Source organism: Limnohabitans sp. (assembly GCF_034680285.1).
GTDB lineage: Bacteria > Pseudomonadota > Gammaproteobacteria > Burkholderiales > Burkholderiaceae_C > Limnohabitans_A.
Window position 1 is genome coordinate 45,791 of the sequence record NZ_JAXITC010000013.1, and the last position, 21,504, is coordinate 67,294.

The 21,504-nt window shown below is 59.8% G+C and carries 22 protein-coding genes; 6 read left to right on the forward strand and 16 right to left on the reverse strand.

Annotated features, from left to right (window positions below):
- Positions 1-8: 8 nt before the first annotated feature.
- The 12 genes from grpE to SWE17_RS11575 form a co-directional block, all read right to left on the reverse strand.
- On the reverse strand, positions 9-557 hold the full coding sequence (gene grpE, locus SWE17_RS11520) for a nucleotide exchange factor GrpE (protein ID WP_322993243.1): 549 nt from the start codon (positions 555-557) through the stop codon (positions 9-11).
- A gap of 183 nt (positions 558-740) precedes the next feature.
- Positions 741-1,091 carry an FKBP-type peptidyl-prolyl cis-trans isomerase gene (locus SWE17_RS11525; protein WP_100119989.1) on the reverse strand — a complete coding sequence of 117 codons (351 nt, stop codon included), beginning with the start codon at positions 1,089-1,091 and terminating at the stop codon, positions 741-743.
- Positions 1,092-1,197: 106 nt separating this feature from the next.
- Positions 1,198-2,358 (reverse strand): fumarylacetoacetate hydrolase family protein, encoded by a 1,161-nt coding sequence (locus SWE17_RS11530; protein ID WP_322993244.1) that lies wholly within the window; start codon positions 2,356-2,358, stop codon positions 1,198-1,200.
- 9 nt (positions 2,359-2,367) lie between these two features.
- Positions 2,368-2,940: a MarR family winged helix-turn-helix transcriptional regulator gene (locus SWE17_RS11535; RefSeq protein ID WP_322993245.1), complete on the reverse strand. Its 573-nt coding sequence runs from the start codon at positions 2,938-2,940 to the stop codon at positions 2,368-2,370.
- The gene (locus SWE17_RS11540; protein WP_322993246.1) at positions 2,937-4,655 is read right to left on the reverse strand and encodes an acyl-CoA dehydrogenase family protein; all 1,719 of its coding nucleotides are present in this window, start codon (positions 4,653-4,655) and stop codon (positions 2,937-2,939) included. Before SWE17_RS11540 ends, SWE17_RS11535 begins: the two co-directional genes overlap by 4 nt.
- A gap of 70 nt (positions 4,656-4,725) precedes the next feature.
- Entirely contained in the window at positions 4,726-5,727 is a 1,002-nt protein-coding gene (locus SWE17_RS11545; protein ID WP_322993247.1) for a Bug family tripartite tricarboxylate transporter substrate binding protein, read from the reverse strand.
- Positions 5,728-5,791: 64 nt separating this feature from the next.
- On the reverse strand, positions 5,792-6,472 hold the full coding sequence (locus tag SWE17_RS11550; protein WP_322993248.1) for a flavin reductase family protein: 681 nt from the start codon (positions 6,470-6,472) through the stop codon (positions 5,792-5,794).
- Between the two features lie 16 nt (positions 6,473-6,488).
- The gene (locus SWE17_RS11555) at positions 6,489-6,908 is read right to left on the reverse strand and encodes an acyl-CoA thioesterase (protein WP_322993249.1); all 420 of its coding nucleotides are present in this window, start codon (positions 6,906-6,908) and stop codon (positions 6,489-6,491) included.
- A gap of 9 nt (positions 6,909-6,917) precedes the next feature.
- Entirely contained in the window at positions 6,918-7,682 is a 765-nt protein-coding gene (locus tag SWE17_RS11560) for an SDR family NAD(P)-dependent oxidoreductase (RefSeq protein WP_322993250.1), read from the reverse strand.
- Between the two features lie 89 nt (positions 7,683-7,771).
- Entirely contained in the window at positions 7,772-9,022 is a 1,251-nt protein-coding gene (locus SWE17_RS11565; RefSeq protein ID WP_322993251.1) for a thiolase family protein, read from the reverse strand.
- Between the two features lie 87 nt (positions 9,023-9,109).
- The gene (locus tag SWE17_RS11570) at positions 9,110-10,960 is read right to left on the reverse strand and encodes a feruloyl-CoA synthase (protein ID WP_322993252.1); all 1,851 of its coding nucleotides are present in this window, start codon (positions 10,958-10,960) and stop codon (positions 9,110-9,112) included.
- Between the two features lie 13 nt (positions 10,961-10,973).
- Positions 10,974-11,720, reverse strand: a complete 747-nt coding sequence (locus tag SWE17_RS11575) for a crotonase/enoyl-CoA hydratase family protein (protein ID WP_199174508.1) — start codon at positions 11,718-11,720, stop codon at positions 10,974-10,976.
- 291 nt (positions 11,721-12,011) lie between these two features.
- On the opposite strand from SWE17_RS11575, the gene SWE17_RS11580 reads away from it, so the two are divergent.
- The gene (locus SWE17_RS11580) at positions 12,012-12,884 is read left to right on the forward strand and encodes an amidohydrolase family protein (RefSeq protein ID WP_322993254.1); all 873 of its coding nucleotides are present in this window, start codon (positions 12,012-12,014) and stop codon (positions 12,882-12,884) included.
- 25 nt (positions 12,885-12,909) lie between these two features.
- On the opposite strand, the gene SWE17_RS11585 is transcribed toward SWE17_RS11580, so the two are convergent.
- Genes SWE17_RS11585 through SWE17_RS11595 form a run of 3 tightly spaced genes read right to left on the reverse strand, consistent with a single transcriptional unit; the run spans position 12,910 to position 14,988 of the window.
- Positions 12,910-14,262 carry an MATE family efflux transporter gene (locus tag SWE17_RS11585; RefSeq protein ID WP_322993255.1) on the reverse strand — a complete coding sequence of 451 codons (1,353 nt, stop codon included), beginning with the start codon at positions 14,260-14,262 and terminating at the stop codon, positions 12,910-12,912.
- A gap of 38 nt (positions 14,263-14,300) precedes the next feature.
- The gene (locus SWE17_RS11590; protein ID WP_322993256.1) at positions 14,301-14,642 is read right to left on the reverse strand and encodes an ATPase with chaperone activity; all 342 of its coding nucleotides are present in this window, start codon (positions 14,640-14,642) and stop codon (positions 14,301-14,303) included.
- 7 nt (positions 14,643-14,649) lie between these two features.
- On the reverse strand, positions 14,650-14,988 hold the full coding sequence (locus SWE17_RS11595) for a zinc ribbon domain-containing protein YjdM (RefSeq protein ID WP_322993257.1): 339 nt from the start codon (positions 14,986-14,988) through the stop codon (positions 14,650-14,652).
- 107 nt (positions 14,989-15,095) lie between these two features.
- Between SWE17_RS11595 and SWE17_RS11600 the strand changes: the two genes are divergently transcribed.
- A complete protein-coding gene (locus SWE17_RS11600; protein ID WP_322993258.1) occupies positions 15,096-16,856 on the forward strand; it encodes an ABC transporter transmembrane domain-containing protein in 1,761 nt (586 codons plus the stop codon).
- A 99-nt stretch (positions 16,857-16,955) separates the two neighbouring features.
- On the opposite strand, the gene SWE17_RS11605 is transcribed toward SWE17_RS11600, so the two are convergent.
- Complete coding sequence (locus SWE17_RS11605) at positions 16,956-17,156, reverse strand: hypothetical protein (RefSeq protein ID WP_322993259.1); 201 nt, start codon at positions 17,154-17,156, stop codon at positions 16,956-16,958.
- 173 nt (positions 17,157-17,329) lie between these two features.
- Here SWE17_RS11605 and SWE17_RS11610 point away from each other — a divergent pair, with 173 nt between their 5' ends.
- The 4 genes from SWE17_RS11610 to SWE17_RS11625 are packed head-to-tail and all read left to right on the forward strand — an operon-like array spanning position 17,330 to position 21,495.
- Complete coding sequence (locus SWE17_RS11610; RefSeq protein ID WP_322993260.1) at positions 17,330-18,244, forward strand: polyprenyl synthetase family protein; 915 nt, start codon at positions 17,330-17,332, stop codon at positions 18,242-18,244.
- Between the two features lie 32 nt (positions 18,245-18,276).
- Entirely contained in the window at positions 18,277-19,491 is a 1,215-nt protein-coding gene (locus tag SWE17_RS11615) for a methyltransferase (protein WP_322993261.1), read from the forward strand.
- 37 nt (positions 19,492-19,528) lie between these two features.
- A complete protein-coding gene (gene bchC, locus SWE17_RS11620) occupies positions 19,529-20,482 on the forward strand; it encodes a chlorophyll synthesis pathway protein BchC (protein ID WP_322993262.1) in 954 nt (317 codons plus the stop codon).
- Entirely contained in the window at positions 20,479-21,495 is a 1,017-nt protein-coding gene (locus SWE17_RS11625) for a chlorophyllide a reductase iron protein subunit X (protein ID WP_322993263.1), read from the forward strand. The genes bchC and SWE17_RS11625 overlap by 4 nt, the downstream gene beginning before the upstream one ends.
- Positions 21,496-21,504: the final 9 nt, after the last annotated feature.

Sequence of the window (21,504 nt, forward strand, 5' to 3'; positions counted from 1 at the left end):
AAGGCTTGTTATTTGGGTGCTGTGACGGTGACCAAAGCCGGACGCAGCACGCGGTCAGCGATGGAGTAGCCCTTTTGCAGCACCGTGACCACGGTATTGGCTTCTTGTTCGGCTGGTACCACGCTGATGGCTTGGTGGTGGTGTGGGTCGAACTTGGTGCCAGCTGGCGGTGCGATTTCGAGTACTTTATTGCGCTCCAATGCACTTTTGAGTTGGCGCAAGGTGGCTTCAGAGCCTTCGCGGATCTGCTCGATCGTCACATTGGGGATCGCCAGCCCGGCTTCCAAGCTGTCCAACACGGGCAGCAGGCTGTCGGCAAAGCCCTCGACCGCGAACTTCCGAGCCTTGGCAATTTCGTCATCGGCACGGCGGCGGGCATTTTGTACATCGGCCTGGGCCCGAAGGTACTGGTCTGCCAAGTCAGCGTTTTGGGCCTTCAGGTTGACCAATTCTGCTTGCGCATCGGCCAAGGGGTCGGTCGAAGCCATCGTTGCCGTAGCGGCCTTGGCTTCTTCGCTGGAAGGGTTGTTGTCGGGTGTGGAGGTGGCTTCTGACATGAACGGGGTCCGCAAAAAATGAATACCCCTGTTAATTAGGGGCGAAGACTGCAACTTCAAGAGAGGATTTCGGGCGCCTGGGCCAGACCACAAAAAACCCGCCAAATGGCGGGCAGCAGTCCGAGCCTGAACCAGATCAGTCGGGGGCAGGGGTGCCCCAAAGACCTGGTCTGGGGGTCGAAATCAGTCCAGCGCGAGCAATTCCACGTCGAACTTCAGTGTGGCATTGGGGGGGATCACGCCACCTGCTCCACGCGCGCCATAGCCCAACTCGGCAGGAATGATCAGGGTTCGCTGACCGCCCACCTTCATGCCGGCCACGCCTTCGTCCCAGCCTTTGATGACCATGCCTGCGCCCAAACCGAACACAAATGGATCACGGCGGTCGCGGCTGGAGTCGAATTTGGCACCTTGCTCGCCATCTTTGAAAAGCCAGCCGGTGTAGTGGACCGTCACGTCTTGGCCAGCGGTGGCCACAGCGCCTTCACCCACAACGGTGTCTTCGTATTGCAGGCCTGAGGGAGTGGTGTTCATGGGGAATCCTGTCAGAAATGACCCGAAGTCTCAAAAAAAGGACATAGGGGTGTGGAAAACGCAAAATTATGCCAGTCCCAGAGAACCTGTCTGGGCGAAGTGATCCTCAACGCCGAGCCAAATCGCGCATGAGCGCGCTGACACCATAGGCCCAAGGCGGCGCTTGGTCTGAGGTGGTGACTTGGTTGACCAAGGTGCCCAACAGGGGCGTGGACACGCTGACCCGGTCGCCCACCACATGGGTGAAGCCTTGACCTGGCCCGTGGCGGTCTTGTGTTGGGGCAAACATGGTTCCCAAAAACAGCATCATGCCGTCCGGGTATTGGTGGTACTTGCCCATGGCTTGACCCGCCAAGTCCAGAGGGTCACGGCTGATTTGGCTGAGGGCACTGCTGCCTTGCATCACAAAACCTTCAGGGCCTTCCACTTTGAGGGTCAACTCACACTGCCGCACATCGTCGATGCTGAAGTGTTCATCGAACAGGCGAATGAACGGGCCGATGGCGCAGCTGGCGTTGTTGTCTTTGGCTTTGCCGAGCAGCAAGGCGCTACGGCCTTCAAAGTCGCGAAGGTTCACATCATTGCCCAATGTGGCGCCGACCACTTCACCGCGCGAGTTCGCAGCCAAGACGATTTCGGGTTCGGGGTTGTTCCATTGGCTGGCCGGGTGGATGCCCACCCGCGCACCGGGCCCCACAGCGCTCATGGGTTGGGCTTTGGTGAAAATTTCAGCGTCGGGCCCGATGCCCACCTCTAAGTACTGGGACCACATGCCTTGGGCCAGTAAAACTTCTTTGAGCTGGGCCGATTCGGGGGAGCCCGGTTTCACACTGCGCAGGTTGTCACCAATCACCGCCACAACCGCCTGTCGTACGGCCTCGGCACGGCTGGCATCGCCCCGGGCTTGCTCTTCGATCACCCGCTCCAGCATGCTGGCGACAAAAGTCACGCCAGCGGCCTTGACCGCTTGCAAGTCGCAGGGGGCCATGAACCATGCTTGGGTCGGATCGCGTGCGGTCTCGTCGCTGTTGGCCAAGATGGCGTGCGTGCTGCCCAAAGCCTTGGCTTGTCCAGAGGCCAACCCATGTCGGACCTTTTTGGCCACTTGGTCTTGTTCGAGCAAGTCGCTGCTCGTCAAGGCGAGACCAGAAAGGTCATGAACGTGTTGCGGTGTGACTGCAACCACCACGGGGCCCGTCTGTGGCTGCCAGATTCGGCCGATCAGCAGGGCATGTTCACAAATGGAAGGCAGGGTGGATGTATTCATGAGCAAATTTCAGAGGTAAATTTTCTGCAGCAATTTAAGCAAGGTTTTGCGTTCTGCAGGCGTGAGTTTGGCGGTTTTTTCGATCTCTAGTTCAGTGGCCGTTTGCTCGGCTTGCACCATCAATGCCTGGCCTTTTGGGGTGGCATGCAGACCCACTGCCCGGCCATCGTGCGGGTGTGGTTTGCGCTCGATCAGGCCGCGAGACTCCAAGGACTGGATCAGTCCGACCAAGTTGGGGGGCAGAAGGTTGAGCGAAGCACATAACTGGCGCGAGGTCACGCCAGGGTTGTGCTGGATGGTGGACATGACCGAAAAGTCGACTGGCTTGAGTCCGTAAGGTGCCAGCCGTTCTAAAAAAAGTTCGATGATGCTCAGCGCAGCTCGGCGCGCGTTGTAGCCCATCAAGGTTTGCAAATAAGTTGAGTCCACTTTGTCGATGCAGGTGACCGCTGAATCCTTGAGGCTGCCGCGCTGCCGCGCTGCCTTGACCGCGACTGTGCGCTTTTTCGGTCCTGCAGTCGATGCGGCCAAAGCGCGAGTCGCTTTGGGTTGAGGCTCTGCACTTGGCACGGTGTCGTTCATCCCGCAGCCGCGCATTGCTGAACAATGATGAAGCTGCGCATTTGAAACTCAGGCAAAACCCAGCTGCGCAGGGCTTGGGCCGGGGCCAACCAGCGCGTCTGTGCGTTGGGTGTTTCGGCGTCCACACCTGCCTCGATGCGCAGCCAAGCCCAGTCCATCAGCACCAGGGCCACAGCACGCAGGTAATCGTCGGCCACGCGGAAGGCAAGCGCAGCGTCTTGCGGCGCGGCTTTGACGATCTGTTCAGTCACGGCGCGCAGTGTCTGGATGCGTGCTTGCGCGGCGGTACTGGCTTTCGCGCCTTTTGGCAAGTCGGCCGCGATCGTGTCCAGCAGGGCGTTCATGCTCTGGCCACCATCGGCCATCACCTTGCGCACCAGCAGGTCGATCGCCTGAATCTCGTTGGTGCCTTCGTAAATCATGGCCACACGGGCGTCGCGCACGATTTGCTCGATCCCCCATTCGCGCACATAGCCGTGCCCGCCAAACACCTGCAGGCAGTCGCTGCCGCCGTGGAAGGCCTGGTGGGTGAACACCGATTTCATGACCGGCGTGACCAGGGCGCACCAGCGCTGGGCGGCGGCTTGCGTGGCGGCGTCGGGGCTGTGCTTGATCAGGTCGAGTTCGAGCGCGGTGCGGTAGGCCAGTACACGACCGGCATCGACCCAGGCACGCTGCGTGTCCAAAATGCGGCGCATGGCGGGGTGCTCGCCAATCAGGTCGGCTTCACCCGGGCTTTTGCCTTTGCCCGGTGCACGCATTTGGCGACGCTCTTGTGCATAGGCATCGGCCTTTTGCCAAGCAGCGTCCAGCAGGCCAATGCCTTGCAGGGCCACATGCAAGCGGGCGGCGTTCATCATCACGAACATCGCGCCCAAGCCCTTGCCCGGCTCGCCCACTATTGAAGAGACCGCTTCGTCAAAACGCATCACGCAGGTGGGGCTGCCGTGCAGGCCCATTTTTTCTTCAATGCGGTCGCAGTGCACACGGCTTCGGCTGCCGTCCGGGTAGAACTTGGGCACCAGAAACAGCGACAGCCCTTTGGGCCCGGGCGGTGCGTCGGGCAGGCGGGCCAGTACCAGGTGCACGATGTTGTCGGTCAGGTCGTGCTCGCCGCCCGAGATGAAAATTTTGGTGCCGCTAACGGCATAGCGGCCATCAGGCATAGAGACTGCCTTGGTACGGGCCAGGCCCAGGTCGGAGCCCGCATGGGGCTCGGTCAGGCACATGGTGGCCAGCCATTCGCCGGTAGCGACTTTGTCCAGGTACAGCGCTTTGAGTTCGTCGCTGGCGTGGTGTTTGATGCACTCGTAAGCGCCATGCAGCAGACCGGGCGCCATGGTCCAACCGTGGTTGGCCGCGCTCAGCATTTCGTACAGCATGGCTTCGAGCACGGTGGGCAGGCCTTGGCCGCCGTCTTCGGCGCTGGCGGCCAAGGCGGGCCAGCCCGATTGCCAGAAGGATTGGTAGGCGTCCTTGAAGCCCGGCGGCATGGTGACCACGCCGTCTTTCCACTGGGCACCGATCTCGTCGCCATCGCGGTTGAGCGGGGCCACAACCTCGCCCACGAATTTGCCAGCTTCATCCAGCACCTGTTGCATCAAGTCTGCATCCACCTCGGCAAAGGCGGGCAGGTCTTGCAGTTGGGCGGGCGCGTTCAGGACGCGGGACAATACAAACTGCATGTCGTCGGTGCGGGGTTGGTAGGCGTTCATGGGATGTTGGGTTCAATCAAAGACGCCGGAGCACCGAGGGGTGCTCCGGGAGGGTCATCAGACCAGCCGATCAGGAGTCCACGCTGAAGCCGATGCGCTTGATCAGTGGGCCCCAGCGTTCGAGTTCCACTTGCGAGCTCTTGAGCTGGTCAGCAGCAGAGCCACCAAACGGAATCAGGCCCACCACGGTCAGAGCGTCTTGCACGCCCTTGTCTTTCAGGGCTGCATTGATGGCCGTGTTGGCGGCTTGGATCACGTTGGACGGCGTTTTGGCGGGGGCATAAAAACCGAACCATTCTTCGACGGTCAGTTCTGGGAAACCTTGCTCGGCAAAGGTGGCCACATCAGGCACAAATGGCGAGCGGGTTTTGCCCGAGGTGGCCAAGATGCGCATCTTGCCAGCCTTGTGGTTGGCAATGAAATCGCCGTGTGGGGTGAACATGCAAGCGATCTGGCCGCCCACCACATCGGTCACGCCAGGCACCGAGCCGCGGTAAGGCACATGCTTGAACTCGAAGTTCTGGTTCAGACCGAGCAAAGCGCCGATGAAGTGGGGTGTGGAGCCTGCAGCAGGCGAGCCGTAGCTCGCTTGTGCTGGGTTCGCTTTGGCCCAAGCGATGAAGTCTTTCACGTTTTTGACGCTGGCAGGCACCATAGGGCCCACGGCAAAACCATGGTGGATCATGGAAGCGGTGCCCACGGGCGTGAAGTCTTCAAAGGGCTTGTACTGCAAGTTCTTGAAGATGTGGGGGTAGAGAGAGATGGCAGAGAAGGGGGTCATGGCCAGCACCGAGCCGTCGGCTGGGGCGCTTTTGAGCAGGTTCAGGGCAATCTGGCCGCCCGCACCTGGCTTGCTGTCAATGATGCCGGCGTTCTTGCTGTAAGGCGTGCCTCCAAATTTTTCCGCTACGCGGCGGGCGCAGATGTCGCCCGAGCTGCCGGGGGGGAAACCGTAGAGCACTTTGACTTGCTCGATCGGCAAGCCACTTTGTGCCCAAGCTTGCTGGAAAGCGGTGCTGCCCAAGACGGCAGCTCCGATGGTGGATTGAATGAATTCACGACGGTTGGTCATGCTTGTCTCCTTTTAGGGTGGTAAAAAAACAGGTGGATGAAAGGGTGAAAGGGGATAGATGATTTCAGGGGGTTGATGATCGGGCCGCTTTATCGGCCGAGCCTTCCAGCCCTGCCAACAAAGCTTTGCTGTTGCCGGGGATGACCATTTGAAATTGATTCTCGACAAAGGTGTAGTCGTAGTAACCCATTCGCGCCAGCGGCTGGATCTTGAGCACATCGATCAGGCCTTGACCATTGATGATTTCATCGTCGATATGGATGGCGACCACGCGGCCAAACACCACATCGGCGGTGCCCATGGGCGGTTTGCCGGGAAAGCGCAGGCTGTTCAGGTACACACACTCGAACTGGATGGGCGAGCCCTTGACCCGCATGGGCTTGACCAGGTGGCTGGGCAGTTTTTCAAGGCCTGCACGCTCGAACTCGTCCACACCATGGGGCACTTCTTCGGTCGAGATGTTGACCGCATCGCGTAAAGCGTAAGTGGCCATGTTCCACACGAACTCACCGGTCTGCTCAGCGTTGCGCACCGAGTCCTTACGCTCACCTTGGGTGGTTTGGTTGGCGCTGAACATGACAATCGGGGGATCAAAGGTCACGTTCTGAAACTGGCTGTAAGGCGCCAGGTTGTGGCGGCCTTGTGCATCCACGGTCGAGATCCAGCCGATAGGGCGTGGGATCACGCAAGACTTGAACGGGTCATGCGGCAAGCCGTGGGGGGTAACGCCGGGTTCGTAGTACATGGCTCAGATCTTTGCTTCAGCTGCACAAGGCTTTGATGTCCTCGGGCACCGGGATGGCTTTGATGCGGTCGGGATCGTCAGGGTGCTTGATGCAAAAGGCGCGCACCTCGGTGCCTTCGCAGAGCACCGTCTCGCCACGCATGACCACATGTTTGTGTACAAACACTTTGTCGCGCCACTCTTGCACGCTGGTGTGGATCTGCAGGGTTTCACCATAGGTAGCGGGGCGGATGAACTTGGTGTTGATCTCCAGCAGGGGCGTGCCGATGATGCCGCGCGTCTTGACCAGCTCCCGCCATGGCAAAACGCCACACTTCACAAAGAAGTTCAGTGAAGAGGCGTCCATCCACTTGGAGAAGTTGGGGAAGAAGACGATGCCTGCGGGGTCGCAGTCACCGAACATCACCTGAACTTCGTAAACAACGGTTTTGCTCATCTGGTGCTTTCAGCGGGGTGCCATGCGCAGTGCGCCATCCAGCCGAATGACTTCGCCGTTCAAGTGGTCATTGCTCACGATGTGGCAGGCCAGCTCGGCAAATTCGCTGGGTTTGCCCAGACGTGCCGGGAAGGGGATGCTGGCCGCCAGCGATTGCTGCACGGGCTCGGGCAGTCCTTTGAGCAGAGGGGTCGCGAACAGGCCGGGGGCGATGGTGCAGACGCGGATGCCGTGTTGCGCCAGGTCTCGGGCCATGGGCAGGGTCATGCCGACCACCCCGGCTTTGGAGGCGCTGTAGGCCTGCTGGCCGACTTGACCATCAAAGGCCGCGACCGAGGCGGTGAAGACCATCACGCCACGGGCGTTGTCGTCCATGGGGTCGAGCTTGGCGCAGGCGGCTGCAAACAGACGGGCCGCGTTGTAGGTGCCGATCAGGTTTACGTTGATCACCTTGGCGAACTCTTCCAAGGGTGCTGCAGTGCCGTCTTTGCCGACCACGCGTTTGGCGGTGCCGATACCTGCGATTTGCATCAAGATGCGGGCCGGGCCGTGGGCTGCTGCTGCGGTCTCGATGGCTTTGGCCATGCTGTCCGGGTCAGATACGTTGCAATGCACCGCTACGCCGCCAATGTCTTTGGCAACGCGCTCAGCGTTCTCCATGTTGAGGTCGAGCACCGCGACCTTGGCGCCCAGACGGGCGAGTTCGCGGGCAGTGGCCTCGCCCAAACCGGAGCCACCGCCGGTGACCAGTGCTGCTTGTCCTTGAATGTTCATTTGCTTGCCTTTTCAGTTGTTGTGGGAGCGGCGCCCTCGCCGCGATTGCAGTGATTCATCGCGGCGGGGCGCCGCTCCTACAGGATGGTTCAAACGCCTTCCGGGTTTTCGATCAGCAGCGCAATGCCTTGACCGCCACCCACACAGGCGCTGGAGATGCCATAGCGCAAGCCGCTGCGCTTGAGTTCGCGTGCCAGCGTGATGGTCAGGCGCACGCCCGTCGCAGCCAGCGGGTGGCCCAGCGCAATCGCGCCGCCATTCACGTTGAGTTTGGCCAAGTCGAGGCCCAGCTCACGGCCCACGGCCAGGGTTTGCGCGCCTTGGGCTTCGTTGATTTCGAAGCGGCCAATGTCGGACAGCTTCAGGCCCGTGCGCTCGAGCAGCAGGCGGATGGCGGGCGCAGGGCCAATGCCCATGATCTCGGGCGGCACGCCCACAGCGGCTGCAGCGACCACGCGGGCCAGCGGCTTTTTGCCCTGTGCTTTGGCATAAGCGCCTGAGGTGACCACGCAGGCCGCAGCCGCATCGACCAAGGCCGAGCTGTTGCCTCCGGTTTGCACGCCGCCTTCGTAGACCGATTTGAGCTTGGCCAACACTTCGGGCGGCGAGATGCGGGGGTGGGTGTCGGTGCTGACCTCGGTCACTTTGCCTTGTAACTTGATGCCTCGGGCTTTGTAGCCTTCGAGTTCAAACTTTTCAGTGACCACAGGCACGATCTCGCCCGCATGGAAACCGGCTGCTTGCGCGGCCATGGCCTTGGCAAATGAGTCGGAGGCAAACTGATCCACCTCTTCGCGGGTGATGTTGTATTTTTTGGCCAGGTTCTCGGCCGTCTGGATCATGTTGATGCCAGCGGCCGGGTCTTTCAGCGCTTCCCACATGTAGTCCTTGAAGCCCACGGGAGCGCCCAGTTTGAAGCCTGTACGGTGGTCAAAGGCGGCAATAGGGTTGCGCGTCATGCTCTCAGTGCCCACCACCAGTGCGGCATCGCACACGCCCGCTTCAATCTGTTCGCCCGCTTGGCGGAACAGCTCAAAGCCGGTGCCGCAAATGCGCTGGGTCATGATGGCGGGGACTTCTTCTGGCACACCAGCATACAAGCCGATGTGGCGCGGCAAAAAGAACTGGTCGAAGTCGCCAGGGGCCATGTTGCCGGTAATGACCGAGCCGATCTCGGTCGGCGCAATGCCTGCGCGCTTCAAGGCTTCGCGTGCGGCCTTGATGCCAAGATCGGTAGGCGAGATGTGACCCAATGCGCCGCAGTAATCGACCATGGGTGTGCGCACGCCTTCGTGCATCCACACATCGGCAAATGCGTTGAAAAATCCTTTGGCGGTCATTTTTTCTCTTTCGTTTGTGTAGGAGCGGTGCCCCTGAAAAGGGGCTGCTTGAGCCATCGCGACGGGGGCGTCGCTCCTACAGGGGAATCATTGTGGTTGGACGATGTGTGGCAATGTGCCTTCGTGCAGAGCCGCCACGGTACTCGCCCGATGCGTGAGCACTGAGCGTTGGTTGATCGATCCTTTGTCGGTGATCTCGCCCTTGTCGATGGTGGGTGGTTCGCTCAAAAGGCACAGCCGGGCAATGCGGTTGGCGCTGCCGGTAGCGGTTTGGGCCAAGGTGTTCACGATGTCCTGGAACTTGGCCAGCACAGGAGCTGATGCCAGCACATCCGACATGGGGGCGTCAGCCGGCAAGCCGCTCAAAGCGCGCACAGCCGGAGTCGGGAAAATCATGGCGCCGACTTCTTTCAAGTTGATGCCCGTCAACACCGCGTCCTGGATGTAAGGCGCGCCAGCGGCAATGATCTTGCCGCGCAAGGGGCCTACGCTCACGAAGGTGCCTGTGGCCAGCTTGAAGTCCTCGGCGATGCGGCCGTCGAATTTCAGGCCCAAATGCACATCGGTTTCGTCGATCCATTTCACCGCGTCGCCCGTTTTGAAGAAGCCTTCTTCGTCAAAGGCGCCAGCGGTTTCTTCGGCGTTGCGCCAGTAACCCGGCGTGATGTTGGGGCCGCGGTAGCGCACCTCGGTTTTGCCTTGCATGGCCACCAGCTTGAGTTCAAGGCCAGGTGTGGGCACACCCAGGTCGCCCGCCTGCACAAAAGGGTTGGTCACAAAGATGCCAAACGGCCCGGATTCGGTCATACCCAGGCCCGTGCCCATGACGATGCGCTCGCCCACTTCACGCTCTTGCGATTCGTAGAGGCTGTCCCAGATGGGTTGCGCCAAAGCGGCACCGGCGTAGAAAAACATCTGGACGCGCGAGAGCAGGGTTTTGCGCAGCGCATCGTCGGTCTTCATCGCGTTGGCGATGGCTTCAAAACCCGTGGGCACGTTGAAGTACACCGTGGGAGCGATCTCGCGCAGGTTGCGCAGGGTTTCGTGCATCAGGGCAGGCGTCGGCTTGCCATCGTCGATGTACAAAGTGCCTCCGTGGAACACGGTCATGCCAAAGTTGTGGTTGCCGCCAAAGGTGTGGTTCCAGGGCAGCCAGTCGACCAGCACCAAGTCCTGTTCAGCCAAGACAGGCATGGACTGGGCAATTTGTTGCTGGTTGGCGCACCACAGGCGGTTGGTGTTGATGACGGCTTTGGGCAGCTTGGTGGAGCCGCTGGTGAACAAGAACTTGGCGATGGTGTCAGGCCCGGTAGCGGCCATGGCCGCATCCACGGCGGGTGTGGCGGGCAGTGCACACAGGCTCTCAAAGGCCGTGATACTTCGGCCGGGCACACCACCCTCGACCATCACGACTTCCATGTCGTCGCTCACCGTGGCGGCGATGGCTTTGGCATAACGATCGTCCGAGGCGAACACCATTCCAGGCGTGACGGTGCTCAGCACATGCTTGAGCTTGTCATAGTCCACACTGACCAAGGAATAGGGGGGCGAGGTGGGCACGTAGGGCACGCCGGCCACGAGACAACCCAAAGCCAGTAAGGCATGTTCCAGGCTGTTTTCGCTCAGGATGACCACAGGTCGCTCTTCACTCAAGCCGCGGTCGATGAGGCTTTGCGCAATGCTGCGTGCTTGGGTCCAAGCCTCTGCATAAGTGACATGCCGCCAGTTGCCCAAGGTGCCATCGGCGTTTTTAACGCGGCGAGCCATGAAGGTGTGTTGGGGCTTGGTTTGCGCCCAATGTTGCAGGCGGTCAGTCAGGCGGTCTGGAAAAGCTTGCAGGTCTTGGTCAGCTTTGAGGTACTGCGTGCCGGGCTCACCGCTTTGCAAGTTGACACGGGTCACGCCAAATTTGAGTGGGCGGAATTTGGGGGCGTTCATGCGTGTCTCCGATTCAGCTCTTTTGCACCTTGGCGGCCTTGCCTTCCAGGAAGGCACGAACGCGGGCTTTGGCTTCTGGAGCGGATTGGGCAATCGAGGCCATCAATGCTTCGGTGAACAAGCCGTGGTCAGCGGGTTGCTCGGCGATGCGAGGCAGGGCGTGCGTCAGAGCAAAGTTGGTCAGTGGCGCATTGGTGGCAATGCGGGTGGCCAACTCGATGGCTTTGGCCAATGCAGTACCCGTGGGCACGAGGTATTGCGCCAAACCCACGCGTTCACCGTCTTGCGCGTTGTACACGCGGCCGGTGAGCATCATGTCGGTCATTCGGGCTGCGCCAATCAGCTTGGGCACACGCACGGAGCCACCACCACCCACGAAGATGCCGCGTGTGCCTTCGGGCAGCGCGTAAAAAGTGCTCTCGTCGGCCACGCGGATGTGGCTGGCGCTGGCCAGTTCCAGGCCGCCGCCCACCACCGCCCCATGCAAAGCAGCCACCACGGGCACGCGACCTTGCTCGACCGCGTTCAAGGCCACATGCCAGCTGCGCGAGTGGTGAATGCCTTCGCCGGCATCGCGCTCTTTCAATTCAGACAAATCCAGGCCGGCACAAAAGTGGTCGCCCTCGCCGTGGATGACGGCAGCACCCGCTTCTGGTGGCAAATTCTGGAACACATCTCGCAGCGCTTCGATAAGGCCATCGTTCAAGGCATTGCGCTTGGCCGGACGGCACAGGCGGACCACGGCAACGGCTCCTTGCATGTCCAAAGCCACGCCGTTGGCGGCTGCACGTTCGAGGATGGGGTGGTTGGTATTTGTCATCGCAAGCGCTTTCAGCAGACTTGACCTAAAGGCCAAGAAGGTTATTATTGATAACCATATTGTGATCAGCCGATGGCCATTTGCTGCTTGGTGTTTTCCCCTAGGACCATCTCAGCCCATTTTTTATGGGAGCCCCGCCCTAGGGTCGATGGACGGTGTGGTCCTGCTGGTGACGGGCGAGGCATTCGTCATCGGCTATTGTTCCCCCCATACTTGCCGTAAAGGAAAGCCATGAAACACGAAGACCTGATCGCCATCGACATCCACACCCACGCCGAAGTGAGCTGCTGGAACCCGTTTGACAACTACGGCGAGGAATACGACCGCGCCGCCGACAAATTCTTTGGCAGCAACCGCCGCCCGACGATCGAAGAAACCGTGGCCTATTACCGCGAGCGCAAGATCGGTTTGGTCATGTTCACCGTGGACAGCGAATCACAACTGGGTCGCCGCCGCATTCCGAACGAAGAAATCGCCAAGGCGGCCCGCGACAACAGCGACATGATGATTGCGTTTGCCAGCATCGATCCGCACAAAGGAAAAATGGGGGCCCGCGAAGCCGAGCGCCTGATCAAGGAAGAAGGCATCAAGGGCTTCAAGTTTCACCCCACTGTGCAGGGCTACCACCCTTACGACAAGATGGCTTGGCCGATTTATGACGTGATCAATGAGCACAAATTGCCAGCTATTTTTCACACTGGGCACAGTGGCATTGGCTCAGGCATGCGCTGCGGCGGTGGCCTGCGCCTGGCCTATAGCAATCCGATGCACCTCGATGACGTGGCCATCGATTGGCCTGACATGCAGATCGTCATGGCGCACCCGAGCTTTCCGTGGCAAGACGAAGCGCTGAGCGTTGCCACGCACAAACCCAATGTTTGGATCGACCTGTCAGGCTGGAGCCCCAAGTACTTTCCGAAGCAATTGGTGCAGTACGCCAACACCTTGCTCAAAGACCGCATTTTGTTTGGCAGCGACTACCCACTGATCACGCCGGAGCGCTGGATGAAAGACTTTGAAGTCGCCGGTTTCAAGCCCGAGGTGATGCCGGGCATTTTGAAGGGCAATGCGATCCGTTTGTTGGGGCTGGACAAGGCTGCGTGACGCTAAGAGTTGTGCGTGTATTTCCTCAGCGCTGACCCCACGGAGTCACTTTGACGGCTGCTGCGGTGACAACGCCATAAAGCACCATGGCCACGGCCACCAGCCCATAAAAGTGTTCGGCTGTGCCTTGGTGTTGGGTGAGCCAGTAACCCACCCCCGCAACCAGCACCAGGCGCACCGTGCCCGCCAGCACGGGCCCGATGACCTGCCCAGCGCCTTGCGAAGCAAAGTACAAGGTCAAGCCCAGGCCAAAAAATGGAAAAGCTGGTCCAGCGGTCACCAGGTATTGCCGGGCAAAACCCAGCACCACCTCGTCTTGAGTGAACAGCTTTGCCCACAGATCAGGGGCCAGTGTCACCACGGCCCCGATCACCGCCAAATTGAACGCCGACACACCACCCGCCACCCAAGCCACATGCCGCGCACGTTCTGCACGGCCTGCGCCCATGGCCATGCCCACCATGGGGACAGAGGCCACACCAATGCCAAATGCGATGGGGATGAGCAAAAACTCCAGGCGCTGACCAATGCCATACCCTGCCAAGGCTTCGGTGCCCAGCTGGGCCAGCAGCCCGGTAAAAATCAAAATTGCCAACACCGATTGCACCGGCGACAAACAAGCTATGGCACCCACTTTGAGGATGTCTGCAAACACACGGCGTTGCATTTCGAAGGCTTGCAACTGCAGCTTTAGGCGCCCTTGACCTGTGATCAGGTACCAAAGGAAATAAGCGACGCCGGCGGCCGTGGCGATGATGTGGCCCCAAGCCACTCCCACCATGCCCATGGCGGGCACAGGCCCCGCGCCCAGAGACAGCACACCACTCAAAATGATTTGCAGGGCCGACGTGACCATCAAGGCGACGGAGGGCGTGCGCATATTGCCCGTGCCGCGCAGCACCGAGGCCAAGGTGTTGATGAGCCACACCCACAAGGCCCCACTGAAGAGGACCAGGGCGTAAGCGTTGGCTTCAAGCAAAACGGCGTCTCGCCCGCCCAAAAGTTGGTAAAGCGATGGTCCCCAGACCACAAAGATGGCGCTGTAGACCAGCCCAGAACCGACACCAATCAGCAAGGCATGCTGCAACAAGGTTTGCGCTCGCGGCACGTCGGACGCGCCCAATGCCCGGCTGATGGCGGCAGACACCCCACCACCCATGGCCCCGGCCGACATCATTTGGGTGAGCATGGCAAACGGGAAAACCAGTGCCATGGCTGCCAGAGGGGCTGTGCCCAAGCGACCTACGTAATAGGTTTCGGCAATGCCGACCAACACCGTCATGACCATGGCCAACACATTGGGTGCGGACAAGCGCAGCAGGGTGGGCAAGATGGGCGCCGTCAGCAGGCGCTGCAGATCGTTGGAGACTTGGGTCATGTTTAGATCATGACCTTGGGCTTGCGCCTTGTCAGGATTTAGGCGACAGATGTCCCATTCGGTGGTGCTTGCAGCAGCTGGTCCATCGGCCAGTTGAGCAGTTCGGCTAAGCGGCACACCACCCAGCGTGCTTCGATAGGCGACACCACGGTAGGCTCGGTGAGCAGGCCCAACTCGCATTGCTGCAACACCAGCTCTTCGGTGATGCCCAATGTGAACTGCATGTTGGCGGCTTTTTCGGTCAGCAAGTTGGCCAAGTCTTCACACAGTTCGTACCGCTGGGCCATGTCTCGCAGGCTGATGCTGGGTTTGACCTTGCCCGGCGGCACATACAGTGCTGTGAAACTTTCCGGCAGATACAGCTGGTTGTCGTCGCTCATGGCTGGATCAGGCTTTTTTGACGAATTCGGTTTTCAGTTGCATGGGGCCAAACCCTTCGACTTTGCAGTCGATGTCATGGTCACCTTCGATCAAGCGGATGTTTTTGACCTTGGTGCCCACCTTGACCACGGCAGACGACCCCTTGATCTTCAGGTCTTTGACCAAGGTCACGGAGTCACCGTCCTGAAGCACGTTGCCATGGGCATCTCTCCACACTTTGGCCACTTCACCCGCCGCTGCTTCCGCTGGGTTCCATTCGTGCCCGCAACTGGGGCACATCAACATATTGCCATCTTGGTAGGTGAACTCGTCTTGGCATTGAGGGCAGGGTGGCAGTGTGCTCATGGGGGAAATTTTCTGAAAACACAGATTGTCGTCGCCAAAACAAGCGAAATGGGGTCGGGCGCTTTTGACGTTATGCTTCACGCGACTGTTTTTAATCCTTTGTTGACATGGCCACCACCCCCAAATCGCTCACCGGTCTTGCCCCATTCCTCAAGCCCTACCACGTGGCCATGGGCTTTGCCGCGGTGTTTTTATTGCTGGCCGCAGGCACCACTTTGGCGTTTCCCTGGGTTCTGCGTCAGTTGATTGATCAAGGCCTGGCCAGTGGTGCCACAGCCGATCAGCTGTCGGGTAATTTTTTGCAGTTGTTTGTTGTGGCGGCCGCCTTGGCGGTGTTTTCTGCGGGGCGTTACTACACCGTGAGTTGGTTGGGCGAGCGCATCACGGGCGACCTGCGCAACGCGGTCTATGGCCATGTGCTCAAGCAAAGCCCGGCTTTTTTTGAAACCACGCAATCGGGCGAGGTGCTCTCTCGCCTCACCAACGACACCACCTTGGTTCAAACCGTGGTGGGTTCTTCTTTTTCGATGGGACTGCGCAACTTGGTCATGGGCGCAGGCGCGTTGATCATGCTGGTGTGGACCAATCCGGTGCTCATGCTGCAGGTGGTCGCGGTGCTGGCCGCTGTGATTTTCCCAAGCGTCTATCTGGGCCGTCGCGTGCGCCGTCTGTCTCGCGCCAACCAAGACCGTGTGGCCGATTCGAGTGCCATCGCTTCCGAAGTGCTCAACGCCATCAGTGTGGTTCAAAGTTATACCGCCGAGGGCCGCGAGACCCGCCGTTTTGTTGAATCTACGGCGCGTGCCTTGGGTACGGCACTTGGCCGCATTCGCGCTCGGGCCGTGCTGGTCGGTTTCATCATCATGGCGTCGAGCGCTGTCTTGCTCTGGGGCCTTTACATGGGCACCCTGGCTGTGCGTGCGGGTACGAGCACAGCTGGCCAGTTGGGCGAGACGGTCTTTTATGTCATCTTGCTGGCCAGCGCCTTTGCGGTTCTGGGCGAAGTCTATGGCGACTTGTTGCGCGCTGCTGGCGCGACCGAGCGCTTGATGGAATTGCTGCACACCGAGTCCAACCTCAAAATCGCTGCCCAGCCCAAAAAAGCACCTTGGCCGCAGGGCGGGTCGTCTTTGCAGCTGGAGTCGGTCCGCTTTCATTACCCCTCGCGCCCCGACACTTGGGCGTTGGATCAACTCAGTGGACAGATTCATCCGGGGCAGACGGTGGCCGTGGTGGGCCCCAGTGGCGCAGGCAAAACCACCTTGTTCGATTTGCTGATGCGTTTTCATGATCCCCAGACGGGTCGCATCGTGCTGGACGGTGTGCCGATCGACCAAATGGACCTGCACGACTTGCGCGAGCGCATGGCCATCGTGCCGCAAGAACCTGTGATTTTTTCGGGCACGGTGATCGAAAACATCCGCTATGGCCGTCCTGATGCGAGTCTGGAAGAGGTGCACGCTGCTGCCGAAGCGGCTTATGCACAAGAGTTCATCCGCGAGTTGCCCGAGGGTTTTGACACCTATTTGGGTGATCGGGGGGTGCGTTTGTCGGGTGGTCAACGCCAGCGCATCGCGATTGCACGGGCCATTTTGAAGAACCCACCTCTTTTGCTGCTGGACGAAGCCACCAGTGCACTCGATGCGCAAAGCGAAAAAATGGTGCAAGCGGCACTGGACAAAGCCATGGTGGGCCGTACCACGCTTGTCATTGCGCACCGTCTGGCTACGGTGCAGCGCGCCGATGTGATTTGGGTTTTGGAGCGCGGACGTCTCATGGAGCAAGGCACCCACGCCGAGCTGCAAGCCAAGGGCGGGCTTTACGCAAGCTTAGCGGCCTTGCAGTTCAATGCCGAATTGGCCGTCTGAGAGCGGCTCAGGGCGGCTGAGCAAGACCAGCACCTTCGCCGCGAAAAAAACCACGCAAATCCACGCGAACCCATGCCCATCGCTCCTCGGGCAGGGCAATCACCCTTGTTTTTGCTCTTTTTGGGTGGGCTCGGGTTTAACTTGACTTGACTCCGCCAGCGCCGCCTCAGCTGCTTGTTCTACCTTTTCAAGCGCCCGTTGTTGGCGCGTTTGTTCTTGTGCTTTTCGCACATCGTGCATTTGCCAAAAGGCAAATAGGAACACCAGGCCAAAAATACCCAGTTCTATCCAAATTCCCATGGGATTCCTTCTGTTGTTGCGGCCGTTTGGTCAAGATGGTTGAGATTTTGCTCGGAAGTTGAAGTGCTTGGGGGAGAGTTTGTGTCAATAAATGTTGACAGCTTATTGAATCTGGTTACATTTACACCCATGCCTGTCAGCTTGGGTTGACAGGCCTTCCTTTCGGAGGTCCCATGAGCTTGATGACACGCGCCGAGCAAGCCCTGAGCACGCATTTTGAGCAAGCTGCGGGCATTGGTGCGCCGCCAAGGCTGGTGGCCGCCATGCGACACGCCGTGTTTTCGGGCGGGGCACGCATCCGCCCGCAGCTGTGCATGGCCGTGGCCACAGCCTGTGGCGATAACGCGCCCCATCTGACCAATGCCGCCGCCGTGGCCCTCGAGTTGATGCATTGCGCCTCCTTGGTCCACGACGACATGCCTGCTTTTGACAACGCCGACACCCGGCGCGGTCGCCCGACGGTGCACAAAGCTTTCAGCGAACCATTGGCTTTGCTCGCAGGTGATGGCCTGATCGTCATGGCCTATCGGGTCTTGTTGCAAGCGGGTGCGCAGCAGCCTGAGCGCTTGATGGCCCTGATGGACAACATGACCACGGGTGTGGGCTTGCCACATGGCATCGTGGCCGGACAAGCCTGGGAATGCGAAACCAGTGCCGATTTGGGCCAATACCAACGCGCCAAGACCGGTGCGCTGTTTGTCTCTGCCACCTGCGCGGGCGCCCTCAGTTGTGGCGTAGCACCCGAGCCGTGGGCGCATTTGGGCCAGTTTTTGGGTGAGGCTTACCAAGTAGCCGATGACATCCGCGACGTGATCGCCGATGCCGCCACATTGGGCAAGCCCGCAGGCCAAGATGCTTTGCATGCGCGCCCCAGCTCAGCCCAAGCACTGGGCCTGACGGGTGCGATTGCCCACTTTGACCACCTGATCGATCAGGCTGCTGAATCGATCCCGGTCTGCTCATGCCGCGACATGCTGCGCCAATTGGTTCAGGTCGAAGCCGAGCGCTTGGTGCCCAAAGCGCTCTGTGAAGGCTATTTCAAGACCCACCCTGAAGTGGCCGTTGGCCGCATCAGTGCCCCGCATTGAGCGGCGTTCCCTCAAGACGCGAAGGAAGCACCATGTCCCAACCCCTGGATCTGGCCGCCATGCAGGCCCCGAACGCTTCCACCTCTCTCAAGGACGCTTGGCAAGCCCGATTGGAGCGTTGGTATGCCCATCCCGGTTTGTACCGTTGGTCGCTTGGCAATCCCTTCACACGCTGGCTGACGCGTCGCCGTACCCGCAAGCTGTTCGATTTGATGGCCGGTTTTGTGCACAGCCAAGTGCTGCTCGGTTGTGTGCGGCTTGATCTGTTTCGAGCCCTTCACCAAGCCCCGGCCCATTTGGACGATTTGGCACGCCGCACCGGCTTGGCCCCTGCAGTTTTGCAGCGCCTTTTGCTGTCGGCCGTAGCGCTGGGGCTGTTGGAGCACCGCAGCCAAGGTCGTTTTGGCCTGGGTCCATTGGGTGTGCCGCTGGCGCAGCACGAGGGCATTGCCCAAATGATCGAGCACAACCACCTGCTCTACCAAGACATGCAAGACCCGCTGCAGTTTTTGAACAACGCCTGGAGCGGTGGTATGGCCGAGTATTGGCCTTATGCCCATGAAAAGCCTGCGGTGGCCATGCCTGCATCGGAGGTGGACAAGTTCACCCGGTATTCGCAACTCATGGCCGCATCGCAAGGCTTTGTGGTGCAAGAAATCTTGTCGTCCTACTTTTTTGACGAACACCGTTGCGTGCTGGATGTGGGTGCCGGCAAGGGCCGCTTTGTGAGCGAACTGGCCGCGCACGCACCGCACCTGAAGTTCAAGATGTTTGATTTGCCCCCCGTTCTGGCGCTTGCCCGCGAAGGCTTGCAGGCCAAGGGTTTGACCGAGCGTGTGGCTTTGCACCCTGGCAGCTTTCTGGACGACCCCTTGCCCGAGGGCGCAGACCTGATCACTTTGGTGCGTGTCGCACACGACCACCCGGATGCCGTGGTCCGTCAGATCTTGCAAAAAGCCCATGCGGCTTTGCCTTTGGGTGGTGTATTGCTATTGGCCGAGCCGATGGCGCAGCCCGAGGGCGAAGCGGGCCAACCCAGTGCTTCGGTTGACGCTTACTTTCACTTTTATCTGCTGGCCATGGGGGCAGGGCGGCTGCGCACGCCGCAAGAGCTGCAAACCATGATGCAAGAGGCGGGTTTCACCCACGTCGAGGAGGTGCCCAACGCCATGCCCATCCATGCCCGAATTCTTTTGGGTCGTAAATCTCAGTGTTTACCCTATGATTCCCATAAAAGTGTCAATTAGATTTGACATGTATTGATGTAAAGCAAAAAATACAATCATGAAATCCCAAGCCGTTGTCTTCAACAACCCCAGGAGTCTGTCCTTGCAGGCCTTGGACCTTCCTGAATTGCAGGCCGGTCAGCTTGAAGTTGCCGTCGAATACAGTGGCATCAGCACCGGCACTGAGCGCATGCTCTGGGACGGCAGCATGCCTCCCTTCCCGGGTATGGGTTACCCCTTGGTGCCGGGTTATGAGACGGTGGGGCGCGTGGTGCGCAGCGCCTCAGACACGGGTTTCCAAGTCGGTCAGCGTGTGTTTGTGCCAGGTGCCAATTGCTTCACGGGTGTCAAAAGCCTGTTTGGTGGCGCGGCTTCGCGACTGGTGGTGACCGAGCAAAAAGTGGTGCCGGTGGCTGAGCATTCGGGTGCTCAATCGGTGCTTTTGGCGCTGGCTGCCACGGCCTACCACGCGGTATCGGGTGGGGGACAGCAAGACCCGTTCGCACCGCCTGAACTCATCATCGGTCACGGCGTCATGGGCCGTTTATTGGCCCGCTTGACGGTGGCTGCTGGCTTGCCAGCCCCCACAGTTTGGGAAACCCAAGTGGAACGATTTGCCGGCGCACAGGGCTACACCGTCATGCAGCCGCAAGACGATCCGCGCCGAGACTACAACACCATTTACGACGTGAGCGGCGACGGCAGTCTGCTCAACGGCCTGATTCAGCGCCTGCGCCCCGGTGGCGAATTGGTGTTGGCCGGTTTTTACAAACAAGACCTCTCATTTGCCTACGCCCCGGCCTTCATGCGCGAAGCGCGCATGCGCATTGCCGCCGAGTGGAAGCGTCCCGATTTGTTGGCCGTCAACGAACTGGTGAACACCGGTCGTTTGTCGCTCGACGGTTTGATCACCCACACCCAGCCATCGACACAAGCTGGTTCTGCCTACGAGACCGCCTTCGGAGATGCGAGCTGTCTCAAGATGATCTTGGATTGGAGTGCCTCCTCATGAATACCTCAACTGACACCGTGAACACCTCACAACCCATCAAATTTGTCGAGGTGCTTCGGCGCGAAGCCGACGTCGAGCCCGACGCCGTCAGCACCTCCGAGGTGACCAAAGAGACGCAAATCATTGCCATTTATGGCAAGGGCGGCATCGGCAAAAGCTTCACCTTGGCCAACCTGTCCTACATGATGGCGCAGCAGGGCAAAAAAGTGCTCCTGATCGGCTGTGACCCCAAGAGCGACACCACCAGTTTGCTGTTTGGCGGCAAGGCTTGCCCCACCATTATCGAAACGTCATCCCGTCTCAAGCTCTCAGGTCAGGCCGTGAGCATTGGCGATGTGTGCTTCAAGCGCGATGGCGTATTCGCCATGGAATTGGGCGGCCCCGAGGTCGGTCGCGGCTGCGGCGGGCGCGGCATCATCCACGGCTTTGAAACCCTCGAAAAACTCGGTTTCCATGACTGGGGTTTTGACTACGTGCTGCTCGACTTTTTGGGTGACGTGGTCTGCGGTGGCTTTGGCCTGCCCATTGCCCGCGACATGTGCCAAAAGGTCATTGTGGTGGCCAGCAACGACTTGCAGTCCCTGTACGTCGCCAACAACGTGTGCTCGGCGGTGGAATATTTCCGCAAGCTCGGCGGCAACGTGGGCGTGGCGGGCATGGTCATTAACAAAGACGACGGCACCGGCGAAGCCCAAGCCTTTGCCGACAACGCTGGCATCCCCGTGCTGGCTGCCATCCCGGCCAACGAAGACATCCGCCGCAAGAGTGCCAGTTACGAAATCATTGGCCGTCCTGATGGTGAGTGGGGCCCCCTGTTTGCCGAGTTGGCCAAAAACGTCGCCGAAGCCCCTCCACAACGCCCAAAACCTCAGACCCAAGACCAGTTGTTGGGTCTGTTCAGTGCCGATGTGGTCGGACGCAACGTGGTGCTCGAGCCTGCGACCGTGTTCGACATGGTGGGCAAGCACGAAGACATCAAGCCATCGCTGGAAGTCGTCTACGACGCGGCCTGATTCGCGAAG